We start from the raw sequence: 13516 nt of genomic DNA on the forward strand, positions 1-13516 counted from the left end.
AAAGGGCTTTTTATTATAGGAATTTAGAAACTTTGTTTATTGGAATAAGGAATGATCGGCTTTCTGCTCGTGCTTGCCGTACTTTTTATATGCGAATACACTGAGCACAAATCCGAACACTGTGATAGCAGCACATATCAACCCAACGGCTGCGTAACCGTACCCCACATATACAGGTCCCATCAAAGCAGATCCTAGGGTCACAGCCAAATTCGAGGCGAGGCTGTAAAACACCATGATTTTCCCGCGATGACGCTCTGAACAGTCACTCAAAATGGTGCTGAGCAGCGTCACCGTCAAGCTTTGCATTAATCCCCAAATAAACAGGCTTACAATTAACAGAATCATTGAAGCCGGCGCATATGCTAAACATGCCAGCAGCACGCTGATGACCCCCAGTGCAATAAACAGAGAGCGCATTTTTCCGATGCGGTCGGCAATCTTGCCTGTAATGACACTCATTGAAAACCCGATGCCGTAAATCATGATAAATAAGCCCGCAGCGGTATTTCCTCCGGTAAAAACGTCCTGAAGATAGGAGCCTAAAAATGAATACATACCGTAAAAACCAATCATATTACAAAGGGTTATCGTGATATAAACGGGTACGCGCGGGACTTTCAGCGCATCCATGAATGTTCCAGCCGGCTCTTCTTGTTCTTCCTTGGCACTGTTTTTATGTTCAGCATGACGGCGCATTTCAAGCAGGATCAGCAGAACAACCAGAACACCCATCAAGGCAAAAATCCAAAATGTCCATCTCCAATGCAGGACGCCACCGATAAATGATCCGAGCGGCACACCGAAGATCAGTGCCAGCGACCAGCTTGAAACGATCAGTCCCATCACCTTGCCCCTGTATGTATAAGGAACACGATCCCCGACAACTGCGTAAGCGGTCGGTACAAACGCTCCCGCAGCCAAACCCGACAGCGCACGGCCTAAAAAGAAGAAAAAGATATTTTGAGCCAAAGCGCATATCACTGTGCCTATGATAAAGATCATAAGTCCCGCCATTAAACTTAGTTCTCTGGAGTATTTATCACCTAAAGGAACCAGTAGCGGCGCACCGATAAAAATCATAACGCCGTAAATACTGATAGATAACGCAAGGATACTGACATCTGAGTTGAAGGCTTTTGCTAAATCCGGCAGCAGCGGTGAGATCACAAGTTCTTCAGATCCGGCCGCAAATACCCCCATCGTTAGAGCCAGTGCTAACAATAGCGGAAAATGATGTTTTGTTTTGATGTCATTGTTTTGTTTGCTGTTCATTCTCCCTCAAACACCTCTTCCATAATCTTCTTATTGTAAAGTTGAATTATAGTTTAGCATTGTTTTTTCACAATTCACAATACGAACGAAACCTTTATTATTTTTATTATTTTCATTTAAATACCAATATAGGTTTCTATATTTCAATTTAAAAACCTATTTCTTATCAGGCACAATACGTAAAAAGCTCTCCGGTTTTCCGGAGAGCTTTTTCTATTGCGCCTCTGCTCGTTGAAATCGTGCGATCCGCTCAAGAATCGCACGATTTTATTTCTCTCAAATCAAAAAGTTTCGGACGTTGTTTTGGCTTGCATATGAAGAATTAAATAATCCGGGCCGCCTGCTTTTGAGTCTGTTCCGGACATATTAAAACCGCCGAACGGCTGATAGCCCACAATCGCTCCGGTACAGCCTCTGTTGAAGTATAGGTTTCCGACATGGAAATCCTCGCGCGCCCGTTCAATGTGCGCACGGTTTTTCGTCAGCAGAGCGCCTGTTAAGCCGTATTCCGTGTTATTTGCAATCTCCAGCATATGATCGAAATCACGCGCTTTGCAGATCGCAACAACCGGGCCGAAAATTTCTTCCTGCATCAGGCGCGCATTTTCATCAACATCTGCAAAGATCGTCGGCTGAATAAAGTAGCCTTTTGAATCATTGCCTTCGCCCCCGGCCAACAGCTTGCCTTCAGATTTGCCGATTTCAATATATGACATGACTTTATTGTAGGACGCTTCATGGATCACGGGACCCATATACGTATCTGGATCTTCCGGATTGCCGACAGCCAGTGTTTTCGTCAGCGCCACTGCTTTTTCCACCACTTCATCATAAACATCCTGATGGATGACAGCGCGGGAGCCTGCTGAACACTTCTGTCCTGAATATCCAAACGCTGAATACACAATAGAAGATGCAGCTAGGTCAAGATCAGCGTCCTTGTCGACAAGCACCGTGTCTTTTCCGCCCATCTCTGCAATTACCCGTTTCAGCCATTTTTGGCCCGGCTGCACTTTGGCAGCACGCTCATAAATCCGGCAGCCGACTGCACGGGAACCTGTAAATGAGACAAACCGCGTTTTCGGATGCTCTACTAAGAAATCACCGATTTCTGCTCCGTCTCCCGGGATGTAATTCAGAACGCCGTTTGGCAAGCCCGCTTCCTCCATAACCTCGACAAATTTTGCTGCTACTACCGGGGCCGCGTCAGCCGGTTTTAAGAGAATCGTATTGCCTGTCACAATTGCAGCCGCCGCTGTTCCTGCCATAATCGCAAGCGGGAAATTAAATGGAGAAATGACGATGCCAACGCCTAGCGCTTCGTAATGGTATTGATTGAACTCGCCAGCACGGCTCTTCACCGGAGCCCCTTCCTTAAGATTTAACATTTGGCGCGCGTAGAACTCCAAAAAGTCTATCGCTTCAGCCGTGTCCGCATCTGCTTCCTTCCACGGTTTTCCCGCTTCCTTTACAAGATAGCTTGAAAATTCATGCTTTCTTCTGCGCAAAATTGCTGCTGCTTTAAAGAGAATATTCGCGCGGTGCTCCGGTCTTTGTTTTTTCCAAGATTCAAATGCCTGCAATGCGGCTTGCATCGCTTTTTCAGCAAGCTCTTGATCCGCTGTGGACGCGTACCCAATGATCTCTTCTTTATTTGCCGGGTTAATGGATACGATTTTACGGTCCGTTTCGATTTTTTCTCCATTTATGACAAGCGGATAATGCTTGCCAAGCTGAGTGTTTACAAATGCCAATGACTCTTGAAATGCTGTTTTATTCTTTGCTTCCGTAAAATCAGTAAATGGTTCGTGCGCGTATGAAACTGTCATATGTAGTCCCCCTCATGTCATGAATGTTTTCGCATGAATAAAAATGCAAGAACCATGCCATTTTTTGTCTTTTGCTGAAAAAACTTGTTGAATTTAACGGAAATTTGTCTAATAGCCGACAAAATTCTCTTTCTCCGCCCATGAAATGCAAATTTTATTTGCAGGTTCCACTCTCCCCGCAAAGGATATATGCAAAATTTTTTTGCGCCAGGAGGGGATATCTCCCCTTCCGAATTTAAACCCACCCGCGGAATCTTGAGGCTTCTGCTGATTTTCTGATGCCCGTCATGTAAGCCGCCAAGCGCATATCGACTTTATGTGTTGCAGCGATCTGATAAATTGTTTCGAACGAATTGACCATGACATTTCTCAGTTTTTCTGCGACCTCTTCTTCTGGCCAATAATATCCTTGGTTGTTTTGCACCCATTCAAAATAAGAAACCGTGACGCCGCCGGCACTCGCTAGAATATCAGGCACGAGGAGCACGCCTCTTTCATTGAGGATCTTTGTGGCATCAATGGTTGTCGGTCCATTCGCCGCTTCGACGACGATTGACGCCTGAATGTTATGTGCATTTTTGGCTGTGATTTGATTGGCGATTGCCGCAGGCACTAAAATATCGCAATCCTTTTCAAGCAGCTCCTCATTTGTGATGACGTCTGTAAATAAGTTGGTGACCATGCCAAAGCTGTCCCGCTTATCGAGCAAATAAGGGATATCAAGTCCGTCCGGGTTGTAGAGACCGCCATGGGCATCCGAGATCCCGATCACCTTCGCACCTGCATCATGCATGAATTTGGCCAGAAAGCTTCCGGCGTTTCCAAAGCCCTGTATGATGATCCGCGCGTCTTGCAGCTTGATCCCTTTTTTCTTAACAGCCTCTTCAATACAAATCGTGACGCCCTGTGCCGTTGCTGTTTCCCGGCCTTGCGATCCGCCTAATACGAGCGGTTTTCCTGTAATAAAGCCCGGAGAGTCGAATTCCCGCAGCCGGCTGTACTCATCCATCATCCACGCCATAATTTGCGAGTTGGTGTACACATCGGGAGCCGGAATATCCTTTGTCGGGCCGACGATCTGGCTGATGGCACGGACATATCCCCTGCTCAGCCTTTCCAGTTCTCCAAATGACATTGTGCGCGGATCGCAAATAATACCGCCCTTTCCGCCGCCGTAAGGAAGATTGGCAATCCCGCATTTGAGCGTCATCCAAATCGATAATGCCTTGACCTCCTCTTCATTGACTTCAGGATGGAAGCGAACGCCTCCCTTTGTCGGACCGACCGCATCATTGTGCTGCGACCGGTAGCCTGTGAACACTTTAACGCTGCCGTTATCCATTTTTACCGGGATGCGGACGGTGAGCATTCTTTGCGGCTCCTTCATGAGTTCATACATATCGCCCGGATAGCCCAGCTTCCGAAGGGCTTCCTTAATGATCGTTTGGGTAGACAGAAATAAGTTAAGAGCCTCTTTTTCCTCATCTTTCTTGACTTGCTTTGCTGACATTTTTTTTCACCTCATTGTTTTTTTGACCAGCTAAAATTGTAAGCGCTTTAAAAATTTCTGCCGGTCAATTCCTTCTGCATTGGATTCACCCTTATCATTATGCAAGATCCGTACCAATTTTTTAATCAACAAAAAAAAGAGACTGAGAATAACTCAGTCTCTGATCAAATCTATTTATTAACGAGGGTCAATCACCAGCTGCGTTTCAGTATAAAAACTGCCGATTCCCAAACCGTTTACAACGTCGCCTTTAATTGTATAAGTGCCTGCGCGCGGAAGGGTTTTACGCACCATGACGAGGTCAAATTCGGATGCGCCTAACAAATCAAGCGTAAGCGGGAGTCTGACTGTTTTTCCATCATTTAAAATCTGTGTCTCTTTCAGCGTTCTTCCATTCACTGAATCTCTTGTCGTAGCATGAAACCCGTCAGGAAAACGAAATTCTACCGCTCCGAGAGAAAGCACAGCATTTGGCTTATATGTTACTTCAATATCAGAAGTGGTCCACTCTTTTGTGCTGTTGATCGTTTTAGCCTCAATTGATGCAGACTGCGCATGAGCTTGGCCTGAAGGAAGCAAGATTGATAGTAAAACAGCTGAACTGATGAATAATGAAGATACGAATGAAGTTCTTTTTAACATGACATTTCCCCCTCAATTAGTTGTCGGAATTGGCCAGAGCGTCCTCTGCAGAAAAAGTGTTTTGCCGTAATTCGCGAATTATCTTACTTTTTCTTAAAAGTTAATCTATCATCATTTCCCATGGAAGTAAATGCTTTTTTAGGAATATTAACACTTGGAATACTTTGAGAATTTCATCCTGCTTATACAAGGTTCTAATGGACGATTTTCTCTTTTTTTCTAGTCACATCCACCTGTTGATTTCTACCTTTTATCCTATTTCGAAAAAAGGACAAAAAAAAGGCGAAGATGCCTCCGCTCTTCAATTGATCACGTTCCTATCTTTATCTAAATTCAGTATTCCAGTTAAAACCGATTGTCTCATCATTCCACGGAATTCTTTTTTCATCAGGCTGATCCGGGTTATACGACAGGGTGGTGAAGTAGATAATCGTCAGCGGTGTTTCTCCCAGCACTCTGTATCCGTGGGCGACCCCTTTTGGGATCAATAATAGCATCGGGTTGTCTTCGCCCATATAATAGACGTCAGTTTCTCCTTTAGTCTTCGAGTCCTCGCGCAAATCGTAAAGGACAACCTGAGCGTGGCCGGTTGGGAAGAACCAGAGATCGTCCTGCTTCTCATGATAATGAAATGCTTTAATCACACCCGGATAGCTTTTCGACCAAGAGGCCTGCCCGAAATGCTCAAGAAGGTTCTCATCATCCCGAACCAGCTCAGCAAAAAAACCTCTGTCGTCACTATGCTTCGTCAATTTTTTCACCTTGACTCCATCAATCACGCGCACTGCTCCTCTCCTGCAAATACTCCCGTAACGCTTCGCGCCAATGGCGAGGGCGAATGCCGGCTTCTTCAATGGCCTGATGGCTCAGCACAGAGTAAGCCGGACGGGGCGTTTTGTTCCCGTATTCTTCTGTCGTGACAGGCAATATAACTGTGGCCAGTCCGCTTTCTTCCATAATGGCCTTCGCGAATTCATACCAGCTGCATATGCCTGAATTGCTGACATGATAGATGCCCGGCGGATGGCAGAACAGCTTGATGACCGCTTCTGCCAAATCCTTCGTATAGGTCGGCGAACCAATTTGATCGCTTACAACCCGCAGCTCTTGTTTCGTTTCAGCAAGCTTCAGCATGGTATGAACGAAATTGCTGCCTCCATGTCCGTACACCCACGACGTCCTAATAATCGTGCTGTCTTTTGTTGCTAATCGAATCAGTTCTTCTCCGAGCTTTTTGCTTTTGCCGTAGATGGTGTTCGGATCAAGGGGATCATCTTCCCTGTATGGCTGGGTTCCTTTCCCGTCGAATACATAGTCCGTGCTGATATGAACATATTGAGCGCCGATGCGGGTAGCCTCCAGCGCTGTATAATAAGCGCCGATTCCGTTAATCGAGTACGCTTTATCAAGTTCTGTTTCGCATTTATCAACCGACGTAAACGCTGCCGTATTGACCACGATATCCGGCTGATAATGTCCAAACGAATGCTGTACTGAGCGCTGGTCAGCAATGTTCATCATCTTCTTTGTTAACGCAATGACCTCATATCCGGCTTGCTTCAGCTGGCGGCACAGTTCCAGGCCAAGCTGTCCTCCCGCACCAGTCACCAATACCTTTGTCAATCGGATCACCTTCTCATCGGTCATTGTCTGTATACCAGCGAATCGTACGCGCAATGCCTTCTTCAAATGGCACTTCCTGCCGCCAGCCCAGTTCATTTTTCAGCTTTGATGCATTGATCGCATAGCGCCGGTCATGCCCTTTTCGATCTTCTACGTGGGCGAACAATTCCTCACAGCCCAGATGCTTCATGATAATGCTCGCCAGCTCCTTATTCGTGCGTTCATTTCCGCCTCCGATGTTATACACCTCGCCGTCGGTTCCTTTTTCTAAAATCAGCTTGATGGCGCGGCAATGATCCTCCGCAAACAGCCAATCTCGGATCTGGAGCCCATCGCCGTACAGCGGAACCGGCAGACCTTGCTTCGCATGGCGGATAATCGTCGGAATCATTTTTTCGCTGTGCTGGTAGGGGCCGTAATTGTTGCTGCATCTTGTAATAATGGCCGGAAGCTTGTGGGTTTTCACATACGATAACACGAGCAAATCAGAGCTCGCTTTGCTGGCTGAGTATGGGTTATTAGGGGAAAGCGGTGTCGTTTCAGTAAACGCGGGATCATCCGCTTCTAAATCCCCATACACCTCATCTGTTGAGATATGAATCAGCTTTTTGGCTTTTCCCTGCAAGACCGCTTCTGCCAAACGGTATGTCCCCATGACATTCGTGGTGATAAACGGCTCCGCTTGGGAAATGCTTCTGTCCACATGCGATTCCGCAGCGAAGTGAATCACGCCGTCATAGGTCTCATCAAACGCCTGGTCGATATCCTCCTGAACGCTGATATCCCCTTTTACAAAGCGAAATCGGCTGTTTCCCTTTAATTTTTCCATTTCCTCCGGGTGGCTGGCATACGTCAGTTTATCTAAAACGGTAATGCGCGCATCCGTTTCCTTCAGCATGAGCTTTGTAAACGTGAGCCCGATGAAGCCGGCCCCGCCCGTAATTAAATATGATTTTGCCATCACTTTTCGTCCTGTCCTTTCTGTAAAGCCTGGTGTACAAGCTGGGAGGCGAGATGAAGCGATTCGTGAGTTCCGGCATCGACCCACCAGCCTGATAACACATCATACGTAAGCTGGCTGTTTTCGATGTATAGATTATTCACATCGGTGATTTCCAGCTCGCCGCGTTTCGACGGTGATATTTGTTCAATATACGAAAATACCTCCGCATCATACATATAAATGCCGGTTACACAAAGGTTGGTCGGCGGATGTGCAGGCTTCTCGATAATGGAACGAATCCGCTTGTTTTTCTCATCAATCTCAGCAATTCCGAAGCGTTCCGGATCATCAACTTCTTTCAGCAGCACCTTTGCTCCTTTTCCCTGCTGTTCAAAACGCTCCGTAAAAGGCTTTAATGAATCTTCGAATATATTATCACCTAATAATAAAATGAAAGGCTCTTTTTTCGTAAAGCGTTTTGCATAAGACAGCCCATCCGAAATGCCCGATGCGGCTGGCTGGACCTGATAAGTGATTGTGACGCCAAGCTCTTCTCCGTTCCCAAGCAGTTTGAAAAATTGCGGCATATGCTCTTTTTGGCTGATGAGTAAAATGTCTTTTATTCCAGCTTCCTCCAGCTTCATAATCGACCAGTAAATCATCGGATACGGGCCTACAGGAAGCAAATGCTTGTTGACGGCTTTCGTTAAGGGCATAAGGCGTGAGCCGTTTCCTCCGGCTAAAATAACACCTTTCACATTAACACTTCCTTACATGCATTTTTATACCTTTTGATCATATAAATCTTGAAGAATAGCTGATACCCGTTTGATGCCTTTGCCATCCACGAGCGGCCTTCCTCCCTTGTGCAATGAAAGGCGAAGAGGATAGCTGCTGATGATTCGTGACATCTGATAGATAAGCGTTTCATCTGATACAAGCTCTCCCAAGCCGAGATCAAGAGCGGCCCCTTGTTCAGCGAATGTTTTGGCTGTTGCCGTTTGATGCTCCACCTGAGAAAGAACAAGGCACGGCACACCGATGCAAATGGCTTCATACAAAGAGATGCCGCCGGCGACAATGGCGGCGTCCGCTTGTTTCATCATACCCGCCATATCATTTGTCTGCCCGATCACCGTGTACTGCGGCTTCTTTTGAATATGCCTCCGGACCGCCTCTTGATGCGGTGAAGCGCTCCCCATCACAAACATCATGTTTTTGTCATTCATGGCGGGGACTTGATCGGCAGCAGCCAACACTTTAAAAATAAGCCGCTTCGGATCACTTCCTCCTAATGCAACAACAATATTGCAGCATTTTTTCTTAAGTGTGTAATCATTTCTTGCGGCCAGGAAGCCGGGGTGAAGAATAAGATAATCCGGCCCTTCATAGATTCGGGTGTTTCCCTGATCATACACCCTGCTTCTGATATCGCCGTAAATTCCGTTGATGACTGCGTCGCTTAGCTGAATCGCTTTTTCATTTTTCTCTTCAAAGAGTACGATTTTTGCATATGTTTCCGCCTTTATTTTTCTTAATAGCTCAGCAGGCGCACCCAGAATATCAAACAAAAGCAGATCAAGTTTCTTGTTTTTTATTTCCCGGAGAATAAATTCGTGCTGCTGCAGCTCCGGCATTACGATGACATGCCAATGCTCTTCATGAAGAAATGGTTCAGACTCCTGATTCGTGTAAAACGTGATCAAGCAGCGCTGTTTGAGTTCTTCCGCAAGTCTCTTCATCCGGACAACATGCCCCATTCCTTTTTCAAAACCGCCGTCTGCAACGATCCCAATATGCATGGCTATTCAGCCTCTCGTTCGATCGCCGCATCAGGGTTACGGTTCATCAGGCTGATGAGCTCTGAGGCGGATACATCGGGGCGCTCGCCTGCTTTTTGATAAAGGGCCTTTATCGATTCATAGTCTTCCTTTGTGTCAATGGTCAGCCGATATTGAGGGGCGCGATATCGTTCCGGCGCCTCTAAAAACTGAACGCGATAAAGAGCGGGATGATCCCTTACATATAACGTGACATGCTCCTGATATAGATCCTCCAATGCCTGAATACGGCTGATGTCTATTAACAGCTTGGCGTTGACCGCTTCACCGCAAATCCCTAACGGGGTATTCAGGATATACGTATAATCTGCTCCTTGATCAAGATGCGCCTTAATCACCAAATCGAGCAACTCCGGATCGACAAACGGATTATCACCCGTTAACCGGATAACAACTGTTGGTTTGACAGCCTCAATGAGCTCTACAAACCTGTCGAGAACACGTTCCTCGCTGCCGCGGAAAACGCGAAAGCCATGTTTGATACAGTGCGCCTCTAATATGTCGTCAGTTTCTCTGTCAGACGTGGCAATGACAAGATTATCCTGATCCTTTTGATAAAACGCGCTTTGCCGGACGCGGTGGACGAGAACATCAAGTAAACGATTCGACCCGAGCGGACGCAGCACTTTTCCAGGAAGCCGTGTTGAACCCATTCTGGCTTGAATGATAAAGAGAATGTCATTCACGAAACGGGCTGTCCTTCATTAAAATGTCATCCCAGACAATGCCTGTGTCAGCCGGAATGTCTCTCACAGCCCGAATGCCGCCGGTTAGAAGCTCAAAAAATCTCGGGTGCAGCCCCTGCGGCTTTTGTCCGGGGCGAAGCACTGCGATATTGTCTTCACTAAAGGCTTCACCTTTTTGAATCGGAGCTGTTGTAAAGATCCCTCTGTATGCAAAATTTCGGATTTCTCCTTCGATGGCGGTCGTTGTTTTGTATGAACTGCCAAGAAGTTTTTCAGAGACCGGCTTCCTGATCCCTTGTTTCAGCTCGGCTTCGGTTTTCCTGATGCCTTCGACCATTTCTTTCAATTCGTCCGGATTTAACGCAAACGAGTGGTCGGCGCCCGGCAGGTTTTTATCGATTGTAAAATGCTTTTCTATCAGTCTTGCTCCGAGCCTAACCGCGGCACACGGTGCTTCTGTCGGATGCTCGCTATGATCGGAGAAGCCGATTACCGCATCAGGAAAAGCGGCGGCAAGCATCGGAATGACGCTGAGGTTGCTGTACTCCGGCGGCGCAGGATATTTCGCCACACAATGCATAATGGCAACTTGATCGTTGCCCTCTGCTCTGATAGTGCTCCAAGCTTCATGAACATCAGAAATTTCCGCTCCGGCTGTCGAGAATATCATCGGCCTGTTCATACGGGCGACATATTTGAGCAGCGGAAGATGGTTAATTTCATAGGATGCAATTTTAAAAGCACTCGGCGAGGTGGACTGAAGCAGGTCGGCTGACCCTTCGTCACATACTGTGCTTAAAAAGATCACCTGCTTTTCTCGACAGTAATCCAATAGCGGAGAAATCCACTCTGCTGGCATTTCCATAGATTGAATCAGAGAAAAAATAGAGACGTCCCTACCCGCCGCTGTTTTGTACAAACCAGGATCTTTCTGATACATCTTATCAGCCTCAAACATTTGAAATTTCACGGCATCCGCTCCAGCTTCCGCCGCTGCATCAATTAGCGCAAATGCCTGATCAAGCTTTCCGTCATGATTAATTCCCGCCTCGGCGATAATAAATACAGGCGCGTCTTTGCCTACAGTTTTATTCGCGATCTGAAACTCTGCCATTATTTCGCCTCCTTGCCCGGCCAAATATGATAATAATAATATGATTGTTCAGCGGTGAAGCCCATTCTTTCATAAAGACGGATCGCCCTTACATTGTGAAGCTGCGTCCCCGCTGTTACCGTTTTATGCTTCTGGGTCTCCGGTTGTTCTAGGAGATTCGCCAATAAATGAAACGCGATACGTTTTCCTTCAAACCCCGGCTTCACAGCCATCAAATCGAGAATACATTCATCGTCTCTTGATAAGCCCTGAAGATAGCCGATGACCTCGCCATTATGCTTAGCGGCAATGTTTATAGCCGCCCTTCCATTCAGATTGTTTCGTGTCCATTCCTGAAAAATTTTGTTTGCTGCTTCGCGGCTGAGATGAGGATCTTGAAAATATCTGCTTTTTGTAAACGAGTCTCGGGCCAGCTCACATATTGCTTCTGTGTCTCCAGGCTCAGGCGGACCCAGTTCAAAAAAAGGCGGTGTTTTATCATAAAAAGACGGGGGCTTCGCCAGCTTCAGCAAACTGCCGACAAAGTAAGAGGATGGCTGCTGCTGTATCACATGCGCGGCTCCGATATCTTCAGCCGGAATACGAACAAAGATAAAATCCGTTTCATCCATTTGGCGTACAGAATAAAAAGCTTGAAACAGCCTCTTCAGCTGCCCGGTGCTGTTTGCCGCCAGAAGCTTGACGTTCATGACTTTCTTCTGAAGCACCTGGCTTTCCCACAGAGAATTTTCAAAAAGCAAGACGCCTTGGAGCCTGCTGTTTTCAAAAAGGCCGAGAGAAAATTGATACGGAACGTCCAGTGTAAGCTGCCTGCTTTGGAGAAATTCCTCAATCGCCTCTTTGGAGACATCTTCTTTTACCGTATACACTTAACCAGCCCCTTCTACGATATCCCGCACAGCTTCAATGACATCATCTACATCCTCGTCAGACATCGATGGATAGAGCGGGAGCGACAGGGTTCGTTTATAGTAATTTATCGCGACCGGGAAGTCCGCTTCCTTAAACCCGAATTGCTTTTGATAGTACGGATGAATGTGTACCGGAATAAAATGAACGCTTGTGCCGATATTGTATTCATCCTTTAAAGCCGTAATCATTTCGCTCCTCGTGACACCGGCCTGTTTTTCATCAACTTGCAGAACATATAAATGCCAGGCGTGCCTGCCGTCATCATGAACAAACGGCGTGATCAGCCCCGGAATCTGCTGAAAAGCGGCTTGGTAGCGGCCGGCAATCTCTTCTCTCCGTTTCTGCATATCATCCAGCCGTTTCAGCTGATGAAGACCAAGAGCCGCCTGCAAATCAAACATGTTCATCTTATAGCCGGGCGATTCGACTTCATAATACCAGCTGCCATTTGAAGAATAACGGTTCCATGCGGCTTTGCTCATGCCGTGAAGGCTCAGCACCCGGATGTTATCTGCAAGCTCCTCATCATCTGTCGTCAGCATGCCGCCTTCCCCTGTCGCCAGGTTTTTAGTGGCATAAAAGCTGAATGCTGTCGCGTCTCCGATAGAACCGATCATTCTTTGCTTATAAGTCGTATACACCGCATGTGCCGCATCCTCCAGCACGAATAAGCCATGCTTTTGGGCAATTGCCAATATCGCATCCATATCACAGGACTGCCCGCCGAAGTGGACGGGTACAACTGCTTTCGTACGCGGTGTGATGGCCTCCTCAAGCTTTGCCGGGTCAATATTAAGCGTGTTTTCGTCAATGTCCGCAAACACAGGCGTCGCTCCTGTATGAATAATCGTATTGGCGGTCGAGCTGAACGTAAGCGGAGAGGTAATGACCTCGTCACCCGGCCCGATCCCTTTTGCTTTCAAAGCCAAAAATAAAGCAGCGGTACATGAATTCAGCGCCACGGCGTGCTTCGCCCCGACAAACGCGGCAAATTCTTTCTCAAACTGCTGAACCTTCGGGCCTTTGGAGAGCCATCCCGATTCAAGCGTTTCTGTAACCTCCTGAATTTCTTCCTTTCCGATTAATGGCAATGAGTAAGGAAGAAAATGATTTCTCTTTTGCACCATTTCTTTGCGCTCCT

General features: G+C 46.9%; 13 protein-coding genes. All 13 read right to left on the reverse strand.

From position 1 onward, the window contains the following. Positions 1–36 precede the first annotated feature (36 nt). The 13 genes from M0696_RS19185 to M0696_RS19245 all read right to left on the reverse strand — a co-directional run bounded on the left by M0696_RS19185 (position 37) and on the right by M0696_RS19245 (position 13502). The gene (locus M0696_RS19185) at positions 37–1275 is read right to left on the reverse strand and encodes an MFS transporter (RefSeq protein ID WP_248602291.1); all 1239 of its coding nucleotides are present in this window, start codon (positions 1273–1275) and stop codon (positions 37–39) included. 281 nt (positions 1276–1556) lie between these two features. Further along, positions 1557–3104, reverse strand: coding sequence for an L-glutamate gamma-semialdehyde dehydrogenase (gene pruA / locus M0696_RS19190; RefSeq protein ID WP_222142243.1), 1548 nt, complete (start codon positions 3102–3104; stop codon positions 1557–1559). Between the two features lie 235 nt (positions 3105–3339). Continuing rightward, positions 3340–4614, reverse strand: a complete 1275-nt coding sequence (rocG, locus tag M0696_RS19195) for a Glu/Leu/Phe/Val family dehydrogenase (protein WP_222142244.1) — start codon at positions 4612–4614, stop codon at positions 3340–3342. Positions 4615–4791: 177 nt separating this feature from the next. Then, entirely contained in the window at positions 4792–5256 is a 465-nt protein-coding gene (gene bslB, locus M0696_RS19200; RefSeq protein ID WP_248602292.1) for a biofilm surface layer hydrophobin BslB, read from the reverse strand. A 323-nt stretch (positions 5257–5579) separates the two neighbouring features. Further along, entirely contained in the window at positions 5580–6035 is a 456-nt protein-coding gene (locus M0696_RS19205) for a dTDP-4-dehydrorhamnose 3,5-epimerase family protein (protein WP_166846995.1), read from the reverse strand. Next, positions 6028–6879: a dTDP-4-dehydrorhamnose reductase gene (gene rfbD, locus M0696_RS19210; protein WP_166846992.1), complete on the reverse strand. Its 852-nt coding sequence runs from the start codon at positions 6877–6879 to the stop codon at positions 6028–6030. Before rfbD ends, M0696_RS19205 begins: the two co-directional genes overlap by 8 nt. Positions 6880–6892: 13 nt before the next feature. After that, complete coding sequence (gene rfbB, locus M0696_RS19215) at positions 6893–7840, reverse strand: dTDP-glucose 4,6-dehydratase (RefSeq protein WP_222142245.1); 948 nt, start codon at positions 7838–7840, stop codon at positions 6893–6895. After that, a complete protein-coding gene (locus M0696_RS19220) occupies positions 7840–8580 on the reverse strand; it encodes a sugar phosphate nucleotidyltransferase (protein ID WP_014115590.1) in 741 nt (246 codons plus the stop codon). The genes rfbB and M0696_RS19220 overlap by 1 nt, the downstream gene beginning before the upstream one ends. Positions 8581–8604: 24 nt before the next feature. Beyond that, positions 8605–9624: a PseG/SpsG family protein gene (locus M0696_RS19225; RefSeq protein ID WP_222142246.1), complete on the reverse strand. Its 1020-nt coding sequence runs from the start codon at positions 9622–9624 to the stop codon at positions 8605–8607. Between the two features lie 2 nt (positions 9625–9626). After that, entirely contained in the window at positions 9627–10349 is a 723-nt protein-coding gene (locus M0696_RS19230) for a glycosyltransferase family protein (RefSeq protein ID WP_248602293.1), read from the reverse strand. Beyond that, positions 10342–11463: an N-acetylneuraminate synthase family protein gene (locus M0696_RS19235; RefSeq protein WP_222142248.1), complete on the reverse strand. Its 1122-nt coding sequence runs from the start codon at positions 11461–11463 to the stop codon at positions 10342–10344. Before M0696_RS19235 ends, M0696_RS19230 begins: the two co-directional genes overlap by 8 nt. Beyond that, a complete protein-coding gene (locus tag M0696_RS19240) occupies positions 11463–12332 on the reverse strand; it encodes a GNAT family N-acetyltransferase (protein ID WP_166846977.1) in 870 nt (289 codons plus the stop codon). Before M0696_RS19240 ends, M0696_RS19235 begins: the two co-directional genes overlap by 1 nt. Next, the gene (locus M0696_RS19245; protein WP_222142250.1) at positions 12333–13502 is read right to left on the reverse strand and encodes a DegT/DnrJ/EryC1/StrS family aminotransferase; all 1170 of its coding nucleotides are present in this window, start codon (positions 13500–13502) and stop codon (positions 12333–12335) included. Positions 13503–13516 lie beyond the last annotated feature (14 nt).

This window comes from Bacillus rugosus, assembly GCF_023238245.1.
GTDB lineage: Bacteria > Bacillota > Bacilli > Bacillales > Bacillaceae > Bacillus > Bacillus rugosus.

Bases quoted from the DNA above. Each gene is read 5' to 3' on its own strand.
- pruA (WP_222142243.1), bottom strand. From the start codon at position 3,104: ATGACAGTTTCATACGCGCACGAACCATTTACTGATTTTACGGAAGCA.
- rocG (WP_222142244.1), bottom strand. From the start codon at position 4,614: ATGTCAGCAAAGCAAGTCAAGAAAGATGAGGAAAAAGAGGCTCTTAAC.
- rfbB (WP_222142245.1), bottom strand. From the start codon at position 7,840: ATGGCAAAATCATATTTAATTACGGGCGGGGCCGGCTTCATCGGGCTC.
- M0696_RS19225 (WP_222142246.1), bottom strand. From the start codon at position 9,624: ATGCATATTGGGATCGTTGCAGACGGCGGTTTTGAAAAAGGAATGGGG.
- M0696_RS19235 (WP_222142248.1), bottom strand. From the start codon at position 11,463: ATGGCAGAGTTTCAGATCGCGAATAAAACTGTAGGCAAAGACGCGCCT.
- M0696_RS19185 (WP_248602291.1), bottom strand. From the start codon at position 1,275: ATGAACAGCAAACAAAACAATGACATCAAAACAAAACATCATTTTCCG.
- bslB (WP_248602292.1), bottom strand. From the start codon at position 5,256: ATGTTAAAAAGAACTTCATTCGTATCTTCATTATTCATCAGTTCAGCT.
- M0696_RS19245 (WP_222142250.1), bottom strand. From the start codon at position 13,502: ATGGTGCAAAAGAGAAATCATTTTCTTCCTTACTCATTGCCATTAATC.